Origin of the sequence: Bacillus sp. L75 (genome assembly GCF_003676355.1) — a bacterium.
Classification (GTDB): Bacteria; Bacillota; Bacilli; order Bacillales; family Bacillaceae; genus Bacillus; species Bacillus velezensis.
Window position 1 is genome coordinate 351,479 of sequence record NZ_ML064901.1, and the last position, 18,671, is coordinate 370,149.

The 18,671-nt window shown below is 51.5% G+C and carries 18 protein-coding genes; 16 read left to right on the forward strand and 2 right to left on the reverse strand.

Features of this window, described 5'->3' with window-relative positions:
* Positions 1 to 15 precede the first annotated feature (15 nt).
* Genes D5S11_RS01840 through D5S11_RS01895 form a run of 12 tightly spaced genes read left to right on the forward strand, consistent with a single transcriptional unit; the run spans position 16 to position 12,282 of the window.
* On the forward strand, positions 16 to 1,155 hold the full coding sequence (locus tag D5S11_RS01840; protein WP_020956375.1) for a glycosyltransferase family 4 protein: 1,140 nt from the start codon (positions 16 to 18) through the stop codon (positions 1,153 to 1,155).
* Positions 1,152 to 1,994, forward strand: a complete 843-nt coding sequence (epsE, locus tag D5S11_RS01845; protein WP_020956374.1) for a glycosyltransferase EpsE — start codon at positions 1,152 to 1,154, stop codon at positions 1,992 to 1,994. Before D5S11_RS01840 ends, epsE begins: the two co-directional genes overlap by 4 nt.
* A complete protein-coding gene (locus tag D5S11_RS01850; protein WP_039063685.1) occupies positions 1,987 to 3,123 on the forward strand; it encodes a glycosyltransferase family 1 protein in 1,137 nt (378 codons plus the stop codon). Before epsE ends, D5S11_RS01850 begins: the two co-directional genes overlap by 8 nt.
* Before the next feature lie 3 nt (positions 3,124 to 3,126).
* Positions 3,127 to 4,230, forward strand: coding sequence for a biofilm exopolysaccharide biosynthesis protein EpsG (locus D5S11_RS01855; RefSeq protein ID WP_032867035.1), 1,104 nt, complete (start codon positions 3,127 to 3,129; stop codon positions 4,228 to 4,230).
* Positions 4,231 to 4,248: 18 nt separating this feature from the next.
* Positions 4,249 to 5,286 carry a glycosyltransferase family 2 protein gene (locus D5S11_RS01860; RefSeq protein ID WP_108724720.1) on the forward strand — a complete coding sequence of 346 codons (1,038 nt, stop codon included), beginning with the start codon at positions 4,249 to 4,251 and terminating at the stop codon, positions 5,284 to 5,286.
* A 4-nt stretch (positions 5,287 to 5,290) separates the two neighbouring features.
* Complete coding sequence (locus tag D5S11_RS01865; protein WP_032867031.1) at positions 5,291 to 6,367, forward strand: polysaccharide pyruvyl transferase family protein; 1,077 nt, start codon at positions 5,291 to 5,293, stop codon at positions 6,365 to 6,367.
* The gene (locus tag D5S11_RS01870) at positions 6,364 to 7,398 is read left to right on the forward strand and encodes a glycosyltransferase (RefSeq protein ID WP_108724721.1); all 1,035 of its coding nucleotides are present in this window, start codon (positions 6,364 to 6,366) and stop codon (positions 7,396 to 7,398) included. The genes D5S11_RS01865 and D5S11_RS01870 overlap by 4 nt, the downstream gene beginning before the upstream one ends.
* Positions 7,395 to 8,912, forward strand: a complete 1,518-nt coding sequence (locus D5S11_RS01875; RefSeq protein WP_007407384.1) for an MATE family efflux transporter — start codon at positions 7,395 to 7,397, stop codon at positions 8,910 to 8,912. Before D5S11_RS01870 ends, D5S11_RS01875 begins: the two co-directional genes overlap by 4 nt.
* Entirely contained in the window at positions 8,909 to 9,517 is a 609-nt protein-coding gene (locus D5S11_RS01880) for a sugar transferase (protein WP_032867027.1), read from the forward strand. Before D5S11_RS01875 ends, D5S11_RS01880 begins: the two co-directional genes overlap by 4 nt.
* A complete protein-coding gene (locus tag D5S11_RS01885) occupies positions 9,514 to 10,161 on the forward strand; it encodes an acetyltransferase (RefSeq protein ID WP_007407382.1) in 648 nt (215 codons plus the stop codon). The genes D5S11_RS01880 and D5S11_RS01885 overlap by 4 nt, the downstream gene beginning before the upstream one ends.
* A 4-nt stretch (positions 10,162 to 10,165) precedes the next feature.
* Positions 10,166 to 11,338, forward strand: a complete 1,173-nt coding sequence (locus tag D5S11_RS01890; protein WP_007407381.1) for a DegT/DnrJ/EryC1/StrS family aminotransferase — start codon at positions 10,166 to 10,168, stop codon at positions 11,336 to 11,338.
* The gene (locus D5S11_RS01895; RefSeq protein ID WP_032867025.1) at positions 11,317 to 12,282 is read left to right on the forward strand and encodes a polysaccharide pyruvyl transferase family protein; all 966 of its coding nucleotides are present in this window, start codon (positions 11,317 to 11,319) and stop codon (positions 12,280 to 12,282) included. The genes D5S11_RS01890 and D5S11_RS01895 overlap by 22 nt, the downstream gene beginning before the upstream one ends.
* A 13-nt stretch (positions 12,283 to 12,295) precedes the next feature.
* On the opposite strand, the gene yvfG is transcribed toward D5S11_RS01895, so the two are convergent.
* Entirely contained in the window at positions 12,296 to 12,514 is a 219-nt protein-coding gene (yvfG, locus tag D5S11_RS01900; RefSeq protein WP_003151570.1) for a protein YvfG, read from the reverse strand.
* 77 nt (positions 12,515 to 12,591) lie between these two features.
* Between yvfG and rpoN the strand changes: the two genes are divergently transcribed.
* A complete protein-coding gene (gene rpoN / locus D5S11_RS01905; RefSeq protein ID WP_015240629.1) occupies positions 12,592 to 13,902 on the forward strand; it encodes an RNA polymerase factor sigma-54 in 1,311 nt (436 codons plus the stop codon).
* Between the two features lie 37 nt (positions 13,903 to 13,939).
* Here the strand turns inward: rpoN and lutP are convergent, their stop codons facing one another.
* Positions 13,940 to 15,616, reverse strand: a complete 1,677-nt coding sequence (gene lutP / locus D5S11_RS01910) for an L-lactate permease LutP (protein ID WP_007407378.1) — start codon at positions 15,614 to 15,616, stop codon at positions 13,940 to 13,942.
* Between the two features lie 205 nt (positions 15,617 to 15,821).
* Here lutP and lutR point away from each other — a divergent pair, with 205 nt between their 5' ends.
* From lutR to D5S11_RS01925, 3 genes are all read left to right on the forward strand, one after another.
* Positions 15,822 to 16,541, forward strand: a complete 720-nt coding sequence (gene lutR / locus D5S11_RS01915; RefSeq protein ID WP_007407377.1) for an L-lactate utilization/bacilysin biosynthesis transcriptional regulator LutR — start codon at positions 15,822 to 15,824, stop codon at positions 16,539 to 16,541.
* 30 nt (positions 16,542 to 16,571) lie between these two features.
* Positions 16,572 to 17,762 carry an aminotransferase-like domain-containing protein gene (locus D5S11_RS01920; RefSeq protein WP_042635505.1) on the forward strand — a complete coding sequence of 397 codons (1,191 nt, stop codon included), beginning with the start codon at positions 16,572 to 16,574 and terminating at the stop codon, positions 17,760 to 17,762.
* 181 nt (positions 17,763 to 17,943) lie between these two features.
* Positions 17,944 to 18,660, forward strand: coding sequence for a (Fe-S)-binding protein (locus D5S11_RS01925; protein ID WP_007613889.1), 717 nt, complete (start codon positions 17,944 to 17,946; stop codon positions 18,658 to 18,660).
* Positions 18,661 to 18,671 lie beyond the last annotated feature (11 nt).

The following is an 18,671-nucleotide window of genomic DNA, read 5'->3' on the forward strand; positions in this document are numbered from 1 at the left end:
TGGGAGGACAGAAAGATGACGAAAAAAGTATTATTCTGCGCCACTGTCGATTATCATTTTAAAGCCTTTCATCTCCCGTATTTTCAATGGTTTCAGGATATGGGGTGGGAGGTGCACGTCGCGGCAGGCGGCAATATGAATCTTCCATTTGTTGATGAAAAGTTTTCCATTCCAATTCGGCGCTCGCCGTTTCATCCCGAAAATCTTTCTGTTTACAGGCGGCTGAAACGGCTCATTCAGGACAACGGCTACGACATGATTCACTGTCATACGCCGGTCGGCGGCGTGCTGGCACGCCTTGCGGCGAGACAAGCGCGCCAAAAAGGGACAAAGGTGCTGTACACCGCGCACGGCTTTCACTTCTGCGACGGAGCGCCCCTGAAAAACTGGCTTCTTTATTACCCGATCGAAAAATTTCTTTCTTCTTACACGGATTGTTTAATTACGATTAATGAAGAGGATTACGAACGGGCCAAGCAAATGAAAAAAACAGCTTGCGGCGCGAAAAAAATACACGGCATCGGGGTGAATACAGACAGGTTTCGCCCTGTGAGCCGGGAAGAGAGTGAACGTCTGAGAGAAAAATACGGCTTCGGCGCCGGGGAATTTATTCTCGTATACCCCGCTGAATTAAACGGCAATAAAAATCAGGGACTTCTCATTGAGACTGCGGCACTGCTGAAGAACCGCATCCCGGAGCTGAAACTCGTATTTGCCGGAGAAGGCGCGATGGAAGAGCCGTACAGAAAAAAGGCTGAATCACTCGGTGTATCTGACATTGTGCGGTTTTACGGTTTTTGCCGCGATATTCATGAACTGATTCAGCTTGCTGATCTGTCTGTCGCCTCAAGCATCCGCGAAGGGCTCGGCATGAATCTGCTTGAAGGGATGGCTGCCGAAAAGCCGGCCGTTGCCGCGGACAACAGGGGACACCGTGAGATCATCGAAGACGGTGTGAACGGTTTTCTCGTGCCGGCCGGGGACAGCGCGGCGTTTGCCGATCGGATTGAAAAGCTGTACCGCTCCCCGTGTCTGCGAAAAGCAATGGGGCAAAAAGGGCGCAGCACGGCGGAATGTTTTTCTGAAACACGTACGGTAAAGGAAATGGCGCACATTTACGCCGGTTATATGGATAAAAAGGAGAAAAGCGTATGAATGCAGGAGCACAACCGAAAATTTCCGTCATCATGGGAATTTATAATTGCGAAGAGACTTTAGCGGAGAGTATTGAATCCATCCTGAGCCAATCTTATAAGAATTGGGAACTGATTATGTGTGATGACGCGTCAACTGACGGAACGTATCAGATTGCGCGCCGTTACGCGGATCATTACGGCGACCGGATTACGCTGATTCAAAATAAGACAAATCAACGGCTTGCCGCTTCGCTGAACCGCTGTCTGACATACGCAACGGGGGATTATATCGCCAGGCAGGACGGTGATGACATCTCCAACCCGAGGAGACTGGAAAAACAGGCCGCTTTCTTAAACAAGCACGCCCACTATCAAGTCGTAGGCACGGGGATGCTCGTATTTGACGAATTCGGTGTAAGGGGCGCCCGCCTTTTGCCGCCCGTGCCGAAACCGGGAATTATGGCGAAAGGCACACCGTTCTGCCACGGCACCATTATGATGCGGGCTGAAGCGTACAAAGCGCTTGGGGGCTACCGGTCAGTCAGGCGGACGCGGCGGATGGAGGATATCGATTTGTGGCTGCGCTTTTTTGAAGCGGGTTTCCGGGGGTACAATCTTCAAGAAACGCTGTATAGAGTCAGAGAGGACAGTGATGCGTTTAAAAGGAGATCGTTTACGTATTCCATTGATAACGCGGTCCTCGTTTTTCAGGCATGCAGACGGCTGAAGCTGCCGCTTTCCCATTACGCGTATATCGCAAAACCGCTCATCCGCGCCATTACGCCGCCCGCGGTCATGAACCGTTATCATAAAAACAGGGACATCCGCCAAAAAGAAGGGCTTGCCGAACATGACTGACAAACCGATGCGGGTGCTGCACATCTTCAGCGGGATGAACAGGGGCGGCGCAGAAACGATGATGATGAATTTGTACCGGAAGATGGACAGAACGAAGGTGCAGTTTGATTTTTTAACCCATAGGAACGATCCGTGCGCTTATGATGAGGAAATTCTCGCTCTCGGCGGACGGCTTTTTTATGTGCCGAGCATCGGCAGCACAAACCCGATTACATTTGTGAAACAGGTCAAGCGGGTGATTCAGGAAAAAGGCCCGTTTGCCGCCGTGCACGCCCATACCGATTTTCAGTCGGGATTCATCGCGCTTGCCGCTCGTTTAGCCGGCGTCCCGGTGCGGATCTGCCATTCGCACAGTACGTCGTGGCGGGGGCGGGCGTCGCGGCTTGCCGGGATGCAGCTGTTTGTTTTCAGACGGCTGATTACCGCAAACGCCACGGCATTGTGCGCCTGCGGGGAAGACGCGGGCCGTTTCTTATTCGGGAAAGAAAAAGACGTGCATCTTTTGCCGAACGGCATTGATCTCGACTTATTTGCCGGCGGGTGCGCGGACACAGAAGTTGAAAAAAGGAAGCGGGGCATTGCAGTCGGCCGTTTGGTGATCGGCCATATCGGCCGCTTTACAGAAGAAAAAAACCATGAATTTCTGCTCCGGCTGGCCGCTGATATGAAAGAGCGGGGCATCGGTTTACAGCTGATTCTCGCCGGAGACGGTCCGCTTCGCACCGATATGGAAAATCTGGCGGCGAAGCTGGGGCTTGATGATGATGTGCGTTTTATCGGCATAGAAGACCGCGTTCATGCCCTGCTGAAAACGCTGGATGTATTTGTCATGCCGTCTCTTTATGAAGGGCTGCCCGTCACGCTCGTTGAAGCGCAGGCCTCCGGGGTGCCGTGCGTAATATCAGACGGCATAACGGAAGAAGCCGATGCCGGGCTCGGGCTGGTCAAAAGGCTCAGCCTCAAAGAACCGCCCGGACAATGGGCATCCGCGGTTTTACGGGCAGCAGAGGCGGCAAAGCCTGACGGGGAGCGCATTAAAGAAACCCTCAGACGGCAGGGATATGACGCGGGAGAAAATGCGGGGGCTGTTATGAAGCTTTACAATATGAATTGGAAAAAGGAACAGTAACGAATGATTGTATATGTAGTCAATATGGGAATTGTGTATATTTGGTCATGGTTCGCGAAAATGTGCGGCGGGCGTGATCAATCGCTTTCGACCGGATACCGGCCGAATCAGCTCGTCATGATCGTTCCGCTGCTATCGCTCGTATTGGTCTCCGGTTTGCGCTACAGAGTCGGGACGGATTTTCAGACGTACGCGCTGATGTACAAGCTGGCGGGAAATTACGGCAGCATTTGGGAGATCTTCGGGTTCGGAGCGAAAAAAGCAGCCGTTGATCCGGGGTTTACGGCTCTCATCTGGCTCATGAATTTTATCACGAAAGATCCGCAAATCATGTATTTCACCGTGGCGGTCGTGACGTGCAGCTTTATTTTAAAGGGGCTCGTTGAGTTCGGCCGTCCGTTTGAGCTGAGTGTGTTTTTGTTTTTGGGCACGTATCACTATTACGCTTCCTTTAACGGGATCAGGCAGTATATGGTGGCGGCCGTTTTGTTTTGGGCCGTCCGCTACGTGATCAGCGGAAGCTGGAAGCGTTATATGTCAATCGTGCTGCTGTGTTCGCTTTTTCATTCCTCAGCGCTGATTATGATTCCGGTTTATTTTCTCGTCAGAAAAAAAGCCTGGTCGCCCGCGATTTTCGGACTGTCGGCATTGTTTCTTCTTATGACGTTTCTGTATCAGAAGTTCATTTCGCTTTTTGTCGTCGTGCTGGAAAACAGCTCATACGGCCATTATGAGAAATGGCTGATGACCAATACGAACGGGATGAACGTCGTAAAAATCGCGGTGCTGCTTCTGCCGCTGTTTTTGGCTTTCTGCTATCGGGAGCGGCTGCGGAAGCTCTGGCCCGACATTGATGTCATCGTGAATTTCTGTCTGCTCGGCTTGCTCTTCGGTCTTTTGGCGACAAAGGATGTTATTTTCGCCCGGTTTAATATATATTTCGGCCTGTACCAAATGATCCTGATCCCTTATTTTGTGAGGATTTTTGATGAAAAATCAAATGCGCTGATTTATATCGCCATTATTGTCTGTTATTTTCTTTACAGTTACTTGCTTATGCCGGTCGATTCGTCTGTGCTTCCGTACAGAACGATTTTTTCCCGGTAATGGATATTGGAGGTTTATATGGAAACACCCGCGGTCAGTTTATTAATTGCTGTGTATAATACGGAAACTTATTTAGAAAGATGCTTAGATTCATTGCTCAATCAGTCGCTCGCCAATATCGAAATCGTGGCTGTTAATGACGGGTCAACGGATCAAAGCCCGGCGATTCTTGAAACCTATCAGAAGCGGGATGAGAGAATCCGGGTCATTCATCAGCAAAACCGGGGGCTCGGCGCAGTCCGCAACAAGGGGATCGAGGCGGCGCGCGGCGAATTTATCGCTTTTATTGATGCGGACGACTGGGTTGAACCTGATTATTGCCTGCGCATGTATGAAAAAGCGAAGGTTGATCAGGCTGATCTCGTGATTTGCGAATATGCGGCCGAATTTGCGGATACGGGGAAAACCGCCGTTTCAACGATCGCTTCAGCGTACGCGGGGCGCCCGAAACAATGGTACCTGAAAGATTTATTTGAAGGAAGGGTCAGCGGTTTTTCATGGAACAAGCTGTACAAAAGAACCATGATCGAGCATCATCAGCTGCGCTTTCCGCTTCGTGATGAGCTGGAGCACGTGGAGGATCAGTACTTCAGCCTCCGGGCGCATGTTTTCGCAGGTGCGGTCTCGTACGTGGATCAGCCGCTCTATCATTATCGGATTCACTTGACTTCCATTGTGCAAAGCTATCAGAAAAAGCTGTTTGACTCAGGTCTCGTTCTCTATCGGCTGAACGAGGCTTTTTTGCGTGAAAACGGCTGCTTACAGGAATACCGGCAGGAGCTGGATTTTTTCATCGTTCAGCACGGAACAGTCTGCCTGCTGAATGAATGGAAGCGGAATAACGGCGGCCGGTTTTCTGAGAAGTGGAAGAATATCAGCCGGATATGCGCTGATCCCGTGTTTCGCCTGAGCCTTTCCAAAACCGGAACGGCGCCGTTTGACGCCAAACGCTCATGCCTTCTGCTTTTGGCGAAGCTGAAGCTGATTCCGTTCGTGTCGCTGGCATCAGCCGCGTATCAGCGGGCAATCGAGTACAAAATGAAAATCAGAGGGTGAAGACATGTCGATACAATCTTTAAAAATCAATCTCGCGGAATGGCTGTTGCTTAAGGTCAAATACCCGTCCCAATTTCATTTCGGAACGGCAGCGGATGGGGCGGGGCTTACAGCGGCAAGAAAAAAGATCATTCTGACGCTGCTCCCGTCCCACGATAATCTCGGCGATCACGCCATCGCCTACGCAAGCAAAACGTTTCTTGAACGGGAGTATCCCGATTTTGACATTGTCGAGGTGGATATGAAGGATATATACAGATCCGCAAAAGCGCTGATCAAAAAGCGCCACCCCGATGATATGGTATTCATCATCGGCGGCGGGAACATGGGGGATTTGTACCGGTATGAGGAATGGACACGCCGCTTTATCATCAAAACATTCCGGGAATATCGGATCGTTCAGCTTCCGGCGACGGCTCACTTTTCTGAATCAAAAAAGGGACGGAAGGAACTGAAGCGCGCCCGAAAAGTGTACAATGCGCATCCCGACCTTTTGTTAATGGCGAGAGATGAGACGACGTATCAATGGATGAAGCGTCATTTTCCCGGAAAAACAGTGCTCAAACAGCCTGACATGGTCTTATATTTGGATAAAAGCGAGCGGCGCATCCCGCGGGAAGGGATCTACCTCTGTTTACGGGAGGATAAGGAGAGTGCGCTGACGGCTGAGGACAGAACGATGGTAAAAGAAGCTTTGGCAAAAGAGTACGGCGAGCTGCATTCCTTTACCACGACGGTCGGCCGGAGGGTCAGCCGCCATACACGTGAAAAGGAGCTGGAAGAGCTTTGGAATACGCTGAAAGGCGCGGAAGCCGTCGTCACTGACAGGCTTCACGGGATGATTTTTTGTGCGCTGACGAAAACGCCTTGTGTCGTCATTCGTTCGTTTGATCATAAAGTGATGGAAGGCTATCAATGGCTGAAAAACATACCGAACATGACATTGCTTGAACGTCCAGACCCTGAAGCCGTAACGGCCGCCGTAAACCGGCTGCTCAGCGGCAAGCATGAGGAAGGCGGTTCTTTGCGCAGTGTTTATTTTGCCGGGCTGCGCTCGAAAATCAGCGGTGATGCCCAATGACCGCGCCGCTTGTGAGCGTGATCGTGCCGATGTATAAGACAGAGCCTTTTATGAAAAAATGCGCGGTTTCTTTAACAAAACAGACGCTGAGAGACATCGAAATCATTTTCGTCAATGACGGTTCACCGGATCGGTCAGGCCGGATTGCTGAACAATTCGCCGCAGAAGATGCGAGAATCCGGGTGATTCATAAAGAAAACGGCGGCCTCAGCTCGGCCCGCAATGCCGGAATAAAAGCCGCCCGCGGCCGTTATATCGGTTTTGTGGACGGCGATGACTATGTGACGGAAACGATGTTCGAGCGGCTTTATGAAGAAGCGGAGAAGAACCGGCTGGATATCGCCGGATGCGGCTATTATAAGGAAACGCCGTCTAAGAAAAGAACATATATGCCGCCGTCCCTTCCGCCGGGTCGCGTCTTCACAGCGGATGAAATGACTGCATTGCTGACCCGTGCGCACGAACATCGGTTTATTTGGTATGTGTGGCGCTATATATACCGGCGAGAATCATTGCAAGGGCTGTTGTTCCATGAAGATATCCGGTTTGCCGAAGACTCTCCGTTTAATTTGGCAGCGTTCCGCCAAGCCGCGCGTATCAAAGTGATAGACGAAGGGCTGTATATCTACCGGGAAAATCCGCAAAGTCTTACAGAAACACCGTTTAAGCCCCACTTAGATCACGAACTGCAAAAGCAATATAAAGCGAAAATGGCTTTTTATGAGGAAAACGGGCTGACGGACGCCTGCCGGAGCGATATCAATACATATTTGTGCAAGCATCAGATTCCGATGCTGATCGCCAACGCATGCGCCGCCCCGCAGCCGTCACATCAGATTACGGCGCACATCGGCAGAATCTTAACGTATGACATGGTAAAAACGGCGGTGCGCAGGACGCCGTGCCGCCATAAACAGCTGCTGGCGGGGGAGCGCGTGGTGCTCGGCCTGTGCAAAATGCGCCTTCCTCTTCTTCTGCATGCGTTTTTCGAACGGAAATCGAAAGAGAAAGGCAGTGCGGAAGGAGCATGAAATTTGCCATTAATTTCGGCGCCAATGTGACGGCGTTTTTACTATCGGTGTTTTTATCAGTGTGGATGACGCCCTTTATTGTGAAAACATTAGGTGTGGAGGCTTTTGGATTTGTCCATCTGACACAGAATATCATTAACTATTTCTCTATTATTACCGTTGCGCTGAGCTCTGTCGTTGTGAGGTTTTTCTCCGTCGCCGCCCACAGGGGGAACAGGGATGAGGCCAATGCGTATGTAAGCAATTATTTAGCCGCGTCTGTCGTGATATCTCTATTACTCGCTGTGCCGCTCGCCGGGACTGCTTTTTTTATTGACAAGATTATGAATGTGCCGGCCGGGCTCTTAACGGATGTGAGGCTCTCTATCGTGATCGGCAGCGTGCTGTTTATGCTGACGTTTTTTATGGCGGGGTTCGCAACGGGGCCGTTTTTTGCCAACAAGCTTTATATCACAAGTTCCATTCAGGCCGTGCAAATGCTGGTCAGGGTGCTGTGTGTGCTCGCTCTGTTTACGTGCCTGCCGCCGAAAATCTGGCAGATCCAGCTTTCGGCATTAGCGGGAGCCGTCTGTGCGGCCGTGCTGACTTTTTTCTTCTTTAAGAAATTGATTCCGTGGTTTTCTTTCAGCCGTAAAACCTTGTCATTACAGACGAGCAAAGTACTGTTTTCGGCCGGTGCCTGGAGTTCTGTCAACCAGATCGGCGTGCTGCTGTTTCTGCAGATTGACCTCATGACGGCCAACCTCGTTCTGGGGCCGTCTGAGGCGGGTGTCTATGCGGCGATTATTCAATTCCCGCTTCTGCTCAGAAGTCTTGCAGGGACGCTTGCTTCACTGTTTGCGCCGGTTTTGACTTCCTATTACTCAAAAGGGGATATGGAAGGTCTCCTGTCTTACGCCAATAAGGCTGTGCGGATGAACGGGCTTCTGCTCGCGCTTCCCGCCGCATTATTAGGAGGGCTTGCCGAACCGTTTCTGGCGATTTGGCTGGGCCCGTCGTTTGTGCAGACGGCGCCGCTTTTATACATTCACGCCGGGTATTTGGCGGTCAGTCTCTCTGTCATGCCGCTTTTTTACGTATGGACGGCTTTTAATAAACAAAAAACGCCCGCCGTCGTTACTTTATGTTTAGGCGGACTGAATGTCATATTGGCCGTGGTTCTCAGCGGACCGGCACATCTCGGGCTGTACGGCATCACCATCGCCGGTGCAGTCTCTCTCATTTTGAAAAATGCCGTCTTCACGCCGCTGTATGTTTCGCATATTACCGGTTTTCAGAAAACCGCGTTTTACAAAGGAATGTTCGGCCCGTTGGCGGCGGCCGTATTTGCCTGGGCTGTCTGCCGGGGTATCCGGCTGTTTTCACCGCTTGACAGCTGGGCCGGTCTGATCGCCGCGGGGCTTGCCGTATGCATGAGCTATGCCGCATTCGCTTTTTTCTTCATTTGTACGAAAGAAGAAAGGCGGCTTGCTTTACAGAAATGCCGAAAAGTGAAAGGAGCTGTTCAGATTTGAAGGCGAAACGTGTATTTGATATAGCGGCCGCGATGTTGTTATTGTGCGGCGCGAGCGTCATCCTTCTCTTCGCCATGGCAGCCGTCAGATGCGCCATCGGGTCTCCGGTATTGTTCAAACAGACGAGACCGGGGCATAACGGGCGTCCGTTTACGTTGTATAAACTCAGAACGATGACGGATGCGCGTGATGAAAACGGTGTGCTGCTTCCGGATCATCTCCGTCTGACCAAAACGGGAAGGCTGATCAGAAAACTGAGCATCGATGAGCTTCCCCAGCTTTTTAATGTGCTCAAAGGAGATATCAGTCTTGTCGGCCCCCGCCCTTTGCTGATGGATTATCTGCCGCTTTACACGGCGGAGCAGGCGCGGCGCCACGAGGTGAAGCCGGGGATTACGGGCTGGGCGCAGATTAACGGGAGAAACGCGATTTCATGGGAGGAAAAATTCAAGCTCGACGTGTGGTACGTCGACAACCGCACATTTCTTCTCGACTTAAAGATTCTGCTTTTAACAGTGAAAAAAGTTCTCGTGTCAGAAGGCATACATCAAGCCGGCCATGTGACGGCAAAACGCTTCACAGGCAGCGGAGGTATGTCATCGTGAAAAAGGTCGTGCTGATCGGAAACGGCGGACACGGAAAAGTCGTGAAGGAAATCGTGCAGGCCCGTTCCGATATGGAGCTTGCGGGCGTATTGGATGACGAATTCAGCGGTTTTGCCGTTCGGAACGGTTTATATACGGGCCGGACGAAAGACGTGCACATGCTTCGGAAACTCGTCCCCGAGGCCGTATTCACGATATGCATCGGCCGCAACGGCGTCAGAAAGCAGTTCGCTGAAACGCTTGGGCTTGAAGATGACGATTATGCCGCACTCATTCACCCCGGGGCGATCGTCAGTGAAACGGCTTCCGTCGGACACGGAACGGTTGTGATGGCGGGAGCCGTCATTCAGGCGGGCGCTGACATCGGCGCCCATTGCATCATCAATACGGGGGCGGTTGCCGATCATGACAATACAATCGGAGATTACGTCCATCTTTCACCGCGCGCGGCGCTTGCCGGCGGAGTGAAAGTCGGGGAAGGAACGCACCTCGGAATCGGCGCGTCCGTCATACCGCAGATTGACATCGGCCCTTGGTCCGTTATCGGCGCGGGGGCTGCGGTCATCAGCCGGCTTCCCGGCCATGTGACGGCGGTCGGCGTTCCGGCCCGCGTCATCTCCCCTATCCATAACGAAAAAGGATGATTTCATGCAAACAAACAAACGGATTTATTTGTCTCCGCCTCATATGAGCGGAAAAGAACAGGAATACATCGCAGAAGCCTTCCGTTCCAATTGGATTGCCCCGCTCGGTCCGCTCGTCAATTCGTTTGAAGCGCGGCTCGCGGAATATGCGGGAGTGAAAAGCGCGGCGGCCGTAAGCTCGGGAACGGCCGCCATCCATCTTGCCCTGCGGCTTGCGGGTGTGAAAAAAGGAGACGTTGTATTTTGTCCTTCCTTTACGTTTGTCGCCACGGCGAATCCGATTGTGTATGAGCAGGCTGAGCCCGTTTTTATTGATTCGGAATGGGAGACGTGGAATATGTCGCCCGATGCGCTTGAGCGGGCGCTGCGGGATGCAAAGCGGCGCGGCAGACTCCCGAAAGCGGTGATCGCCGTCAATCTTTACGGCCAAAGCGCGAAAATGGATGAATTAATGAGCCTTTGTGACGCATACGGCGTGTGTCTGATTGAAGACGCTGCCGAGTCCTTAGGATCAACATATAAAGGCAGGCAGAGCGGCACGTTCGGCCGTTTCGGCATTTATTCCTTTAACGGCAACAAAATCATTACAACATCGGGAGGCGGCATGCTCGTGTCTGACGATGAAGCCGCGATTGAAAAAGCGAGGTTTCTTGCGTCCCAGGCGAGAGATGCCGCCGTTCATTACCAGCACAGCGAGCTCGGGTATAACTACAGGCTCAGCAACATTCTCGCGGGCGTGGGGATATCGCAGCTGGAAGTGCTCGAAGATCGCGTTCGGGCGAGGAGAGAAATCTTTCACAGGTATCGGGAAGCGCTGGAAACGTATCCGGGCATCCGCATGATGCCGGAGCTTGAAGGAACGGTTTCAAACCGCTGGCTGACGGCTCTGACGCTTGATAACGGCGTGACGCCGGAAGAAGCCGTCGCCTGTCTTGCGGAACAGAACATTGAGGCCCGGCCGCTGTGGAAACCGCTGCATACGCAGCCGCTTTTCTCATCTTCCGTCTTTTATCCTCACAGCGAACATGAGCGTGTCTCTGAGAACCTTTTCAGCCGGGGCATCTGTCTGCCGTCCGGGTCTGACTTGTCTTCTGAGGAGCAGCAGCGTGTCATTGACGCACTTGCGCAACTGTTTGAAACGAAAGGGGAGAAAACATGGACAGCCGCCATGTTATGAGCCGATTAAAAGAAACGCTGACGGGTCTGCTCAGCGTTATACCGCCGCAATCTGACATCATATATGCCGACTATCCCCTCTATGGAAATGTAGGGGATTTATTGATAATGAAAGGGACGGAGGCGTTTTTTAAAGCGCACGGCATCCGCGTGAAACAGCGCTGGAATCCCGACAATTTTCCATTCGGGCGCCGGGCGGACAAAAAGACGATCATCGTCTGTCAGGGTGGCGGAAATTTCGGGGATCTCTATCCGTACTATCAGACGTTCAGGGAAAAAATCGTCAAATCCTTTCCGGAAAACAGGATCGTCATCCTGCCGCAATCGATCTATTATCAGGATGAGACACGGCTTGAGAAGACATCGGCGCTTTTTGCGGAGCACAAGGATCTCCACCTGTTTACGAGAGATCATGTGTCATACGAAACTGCAAAACACTTCTTTTCGGCGAATCATATCGGGCTTATGCCTGACATGGCCCATCAGCTGTATCCGATGGCGGCGTCAGCGGCTCCGTCACGCGGCAGGCTTCATTTTATCCGCACGGATGGGGAAATCAATCCGAAGCTGCAAAACAATTCTTCCGTTAAAAGCTGCGACTGGCAGGATGTGCTGTCAGCAAGCGACCGCAGGGGAATCGCTTTTTTCCAAACGCTGAATGTTTTGAATAAAAAAGCGGGAAACCCGCTGCCGATTGCGCGGTTTTGGAAACGCTATTCCGATTTCTTAACGAAGAAAGCGGTCCTGTTTTTCAGCAGGTACGAATCGGTGGAAACGTCAAGGCTTCACGGCCACATTCTGTCCTCACTTCTCGGGAAACCGAATACCGTCATTGATAATTCATACGGGAAAAACGCCAACTATTATTACACCTGGATGCACGAAGCGCCGGATGTCCGTCTGATCGGGGAAACCGCCGGCACGAAGGAAAACCTTCCGCTTTGAATGAGCGGAAGGTTTATTTTGTTTCTCCGCGTTTTACTTTGTTGTACGCCTCATCCAAATGCTGAATTCTTTTGAGCACAACCGAGTTTTTCGTCAGCTGATCCTGAACAAGGGTTGAAACGACGGAACGGTAATAGCTGTTCATCGCATGAATTCGGTCTTCATTCGGATTCATTTCAATGTGCTGTGTAAAGTTTTCAATAAAATAAGGAACAGAAAAAAGTTCTGACATCTATAAAGCAACTCCTTTTAATAAGTATATACGGTATGAAACCAATCATGTACAATGAAAAAAGGGGAGTGAGCATGATGGATATCAAACTTCAGCAAACACAAATGTTAAAGCCTCAATTAACGCAAGAGCTTAAACAGGCTATCACATTACTCGGATACAATTCCGCGGAACTGGCCGGATATATTGATGAGCTCTCACTGGAAAACCCTCTGATTGAACGAAAGGAAACAGACACGCCGCCACTATCTTACCATAAAACAAGTAAAAACAGGATGAAAGAACGGGACGGAAGCCAGCAGATCAGACTTACCCGCAAAACACTGCAGGATTCGCTCAAACAGCAAGCCTTAGATATGAAGCTGTCCGATGATGAGAAAAAGATTTTCAATTATCTGATACATTCATTGGACTCAAACGGATATTTAAAAGAGGACATACCAGCTGCCGCCGACCATGTATCCGCTTCACAAGAGGAGACGGAAGCGGTTCTGAAAAAGCTTCAATCCCTTGAGCCCGCGGGAATCGGCGCCAGGTCTTTGCAGGAATGCATCCTTCTTCAGCTCCGCCGTCTTCCCGAGCGGAACGAACAGGCGGAATGGATTGCCGACGCCTATTTTGAGCTATTTGCAAGAAAGAACTGGAAAGCGCTTACACTAAAAACGGGCATTCCGCTTAAAGACATTCAGGACATCGCTGACATGATCAGCGCCCTTGATCCGAGGCCGGGGCTCCGTTATGCGCATGAGGAGCCGGGTTTTTACGTGGAACCGGATATTTTCATCACGGTGAAAAACGGCATCATTCAAGCGCGGCTCAACAGCCGTTCGTTTCCTGACATCCAGCTTCATACCCATTATCAGCCGCTCTTGTCAGCTGCCGGGTGCCGTGACACGAAAAATTATCTGTCGGCAAAATATCAGGAATGGCGCTGGCTGAACCGGGCTTTGTCGCAAAGAAAACAAACGATCACGAGAATTATCGGCGTCCTGACTGAACGGCAGGAATCCTTTTTTCTCACAGGAAAAAGCGGAATGCAGCCGCTGACCTTAAGAGAGGTGGCGGAAACGCTGGAGCTCCACGAATCAACGATCAGCCGGGCCATCAAAGGGAAGTACGTTCAGACGCCGTACGGACTGTATGAAATGAAAACATTTTTCTCGGCGAAAGCTGAATCGTCGGGGGACGGCGGCGCCTCCAATTATGCCGTAAAAGCGCATCTGGAGGCATTGGTCGGTAAAGAAGATAAAAAGAAACCTTTTTCAGACCAAAAGCTTGCCGATCTGCTGCATGAACAATATGACATCCGAATCTCAAGGCGCACCGTCGCCAAGTACCGTGACCAATTAAATATTCCGCCGTCATCGGCGAGAAAACGGTACAGCTGAAACCTCCCCGAGCCAAACCCCGGGGAGGTTCTCCGTGTTACGGGATCATCCATGAAAACAGATGATGCTGTAAAAATGTAATGAGACAGACGAGCAGAAGCAAAAACAGACTGTGCTTAATCGTAAAACGGAAAAGGTCGGCCTCCTTGCCCGCCAGACCGACAGCGGCACAGGCAACCGCAATGGATTGCGGAGAAATCATTTTTCCGGTGACACCGCCCGATGAATTGGCGGCAACGGAGAGAACCGGGTCCATCCCGACAGAGAGCGCCGTCACCTTTTGCAATCCGCCGAACAATAGATTGGCGGACGTATCAGAGCCGGTAATAAACACGCCGAGCCAGCCGAGCACTGGCGAAAAAAAGGTAAACATCGCGCCCGTCATGGCAAGCGCAAGACCGAGTGTCGTGCTCATGCCGGAAGCATTCGTCACATAAGCAAAGCCGACAACAGAAACAATGGTCACGACCGGAAGCGTTAACTCTTTCACCGTTTCTATAAACGCTTCGCCCCATGTCTTCCACGACATGCCGAGGGCGAACTTGGAGATGACGGCGGCAATCAGAATCGCCGTCCCCGCTGAACCGAAAAGCTCAAGTTTGTACACGGCTTCAATCGGCGTGCCGTCCGCCTGAAGAATCTGCTGATTTACAAATGGGACGGGAGGCGTGAAGGTCAATGCACGCCCGGCTGCATTCAGCCAGGAAAGCCACATTGACGTTCCTTCATAATGACCGGTTAGGGCAGCCTTCACGCCGGGAATCCCCCAGACGGATATCATGGCCGTCAGAAGAAGGAAAGGAGACCACGCTTTAAACACCGCGGCGCCCCCGTACTTGATCGGCGCCCGGTCAGCGGCCGCTGCTGATTCCCGTTCTGCCGCGAAACGAAAGGCCGTTTTCGGTTTCCAAAATTTCAAAAACAGAGCGAGCGCGGCCATGGAAACAAGCGCCGACAGCACATCCGGAAGCTCAGGCCCTAAAAAATTCGAGCTTGCGTACTGCACGGCCGCAAAGGAGACGCCGGAAACAAGAATGGCCGGCCATACCTCAAAAGCTTTTTTAAACCCGCTCATCAAAATGATTAAGTACAGCGGAATAAAGACGGATAAAAACGGAAGCTGCCGGCCGACCATTTGAGAAATTTCCATTGCCGGTATCCCGGTCGGACCTTCGACGGCGGTAATCGGAATGCCGATCGCGCCGAAGGCAACGGGTGCCGTATTGGCAATCAGGCAAATTCCCGCCGCATACAGCGGCTGAAAACCAAGTCCGACGAGCAAAGCGGCCGAGATCGCGACGGGAGCGCCGAAACCGGCGGCGCCTTCTAAAAACGCCCCGAATGAAAAGGCGATGAGCAGCGCCTGCAAACGCCGGTCATCTGTAATTGAGAGCACCGAACTCCGGATAATCTCAAACTGTCCCGTTTTCACGGTGATTTTATACAGAAAGACCGATGTGACGATAATCCAGCCGATCGGAAGCAGCCCGTACACCGCTCCCTGAGAAGCGGACATCACCGCTTTTTCCGCCGGCATGCCGTAAACAAATACAGCGATTAAAAGTGAAACGGCTAACGTTAAAAGCCCCGCGATGTACCCCTTCATCCGTTTCACCGCAAGCGCCCAAAAAAAGAAGATAATCGGCACGAGCGCGCAAGCTGCCGATAAAAGCAAATTTCCCCCTAAAGGAGCGTACCCCTGTGTCCATTGCATCCCTAAAAAACCCCTCCTTATGTCATGTAAGCGATTACTTTTTATGATAAGGTCATCTGATGACCGGGTTAATTAGCATTATATTTTGAAAGTTTTGAAAGTACAATACTTTTCTTGAACAAATTGTCTGAACCTGTCGGCGGTGCGAAAAAAGAAGTATAATAGACGATAAACATCAAGATTCACAAGTGACGGGGTGATCGCGTTGAAATATAAACAAATTAAAACGAAAAAAATCTACGAGGAAGTCGCTGACGCATTGCTGGAGAAGATAAAAGCGGGCGAGCTTAAGCCGGGTGAAAAGCTTGATTCCGTTCAGGCGCTTTCTGAGAGTTTTCAGGTCAGCCGCTCGGCGGTCAGAGAAGCGCTGTCGGCTTTGAAAGCGATGGGGCTCGTCGACATGAAGCAGGGAGAAGGCACATACATAAGAGAATTTGAGCCGTCTCATGTTTCCCAGCCGCTTTCTTCCGCCCTTTTGATGAAAAAAGAGGACGTCAAACAGCTGCTCGAAGTCAGAAAGCTGCTTGAACTCGGCGTCGCCGCCATGGCCGCTGAAAAACGCACCGAAGACGATTTACAAAAAATCCGCCAAGCTCTCCTGGAGATGAAAGACATTGACGGAGACGAAGAATTGGGCGAAAAAGCGGATTTCTCCTTTCACATGGCGCTGGCAGAAGCATCACAAAACGGGCTGCTCAAGCATCTCATGAATCATGTCTCCGCGCTCCTTTTGGAAACGATGAGAGAAACGAGAAAAATTTGGCTGTTTTCTAAACGAACGAGCGTGCAGCGATTGTATGAAGAGCATGAACGCATTTACAGCGCCGTCGCCGCCAAAGACGCGGATGAAGCGGAAGCCGCGATGACGGCGCACCTGACGAATGTGGAAGACGTGCTGGGGGCTTATTTTGAAGAAAATGTATAGAAGCTGACTTGTGAAAGGGGATAACATCACATGCAGGCCGAATCTTTTTTTTCCGACCATGTAAAGAAAGCTCTGACAAACGATCCTCCCGGGGAATGGATGCCGGCAGTTCCGAAAGCGTGCATCCCCCTGCATTCCGGCTATCCCGATCCCGCACTCGTTCCTGACAAGGAGCTGAAAGAAGCCGCCGCCCGCCTTCTGGATGAGGAGCGCGATCTGCCGCTGCATTATATGGGAAGCCCGAGGACGGCCGTTTTAAAAAAGCAGATTCAAGAACGGTTAGCCATCCGCGGCATTCACTGTCGGGACGATGAGCTGCTCGTGACGTCAGGCGCCTGTCAGGCGATAGATCTGGCTGCACGTGTTTTCCTCGATGAACAAACCGCCGCTGCCGTTGAAGCTCCGGTCTACATGGAAGCGCTCGAGATTTTTAAAAATTACACACCGCATATCATGAGCATTCCGACAGATCAAGAGGGCCTGCAAACAGAAACATTAGCGTTCATGCTTGAGGAAAGAAAACGAAAAGGGCTTCTGCTTCCCCGTCTTCTCTACACGATACCCGCTTTTCAGAATCCTGCGGGAACCGTAATGTCAGCGAAGCGGAGAACCCGCCTGCTTCAGCTTGCCGAAACGTATGATTTTCTCATCGTGGAGGATGATGCATACGGCGAGCTCGGATTCACCGATATTCCGCCGCCCTTGAAAGCCATGGATCAAAACGGCCGGGTGCTGTACGCCGGTTCATTATCAAAAGTCATCGCCCCGGGTATGAGGATCGGCTGGATTGCAGGGGACGCCGCATTCATCACGGCATTGTCATGGTTAAAAAAAGACTTAGGCCACCCGTTTTCCCAAGCGGTGACTGCCGTCTATCTGGAACAAACGAATGTTGAAAAACGGCTCGCCGCCTTGCGGGAAGCATATCAAAGCAAACGTGACGTTTTGCTCGCCGCATCAGCGCGATATCTTCCGGAATCCGCATCCTGGCACGTGCCGGAAGGCGGTTACTTTGTATGGGTGAAAGCGCCGGGAGCGGATACATCCGCAATGCTGGCGAGGGCTCTTTCTCACGGCGTTTCCTATGTCCCCGGTAAATATTTTTTTCTGCATCAGGAAGACGGTGCGGAATATCTTCGCCTGTCGTTCAGTTATGCCGGTAAAGCCGCGATAAAAGAGGGTGTGCAAAAACTGGGACGTCTACTGGAAAACGGGATGTAGAGCAGCTTGAGGAGCTTTCGGGCTTCTCTTTTTTTGTCCCCTTCAGCGCATCGGACGAAAGGATTTTTCAGAAAAACCTTCCAATCCATATTCAGAATAGTGTAGGATATTCATAGAGCTTTCCCAAAAACAGGTCATCAGATGACCGGATCACATATTGAGGATGAAAGAGGGGTTCATCATGAAAGTCTCATTATTTGTCACGTGCCTTGTGGATATGTTCCAGACCAATGTCGGAAAGGCGACGGTTGAGGTGCTGGAACGGCTCGGGTGTGAGGTGGATTTTCCCGAGGGGCAGATTTGCTGCGGGCAGCCCGCATACAACAGCGGGTATGTGACGGATGCGAAAAAAGCGATGAAGCGGATGATTGCCGCGTTTGAAGAAGCGGAGTACGTCGTCAGTCCGTCAGGTTCCTGTACGACGATGTTCCGTGAATATCCGCATCTGTTTCAGGACGATCCGAAGTGGGCGGCAAAAGCGCAGCAGCTTGCGGACAAAACATATGAGTTAACGGATTTTATCGTCAACGTTCTCGGGGTGGAGGATGTCGGGGCGGTGCTGCATAAAAAAGCGACAGTCCATACATCGTGCCACATGACGAGGCTGCTCGGCGTGTCGGAGGAGCCGATGAAGCTTTTGCGCCATGTCAAGGGGCTCGAGCTGACCGCGCTTCCCGGAAAGCACCAATGCTGCGGATTCGGAGGAACATTTTCTGTGAAAATGGCTCAAATCTCTGAACAAATGGTGGATGAGAAGGTCGCCTGCGTGGAAGACACGGAGGCCGAAGTGCTGATCGGGGCGGATTGCGGCTGTCTGATGAATATCGGCGGGCGTCTTGACCGTAAGGATAAAAACGTCAGAGTCATGCACATCGCCGAAGTGCTGAACAGCAGATAACACGAGAAACA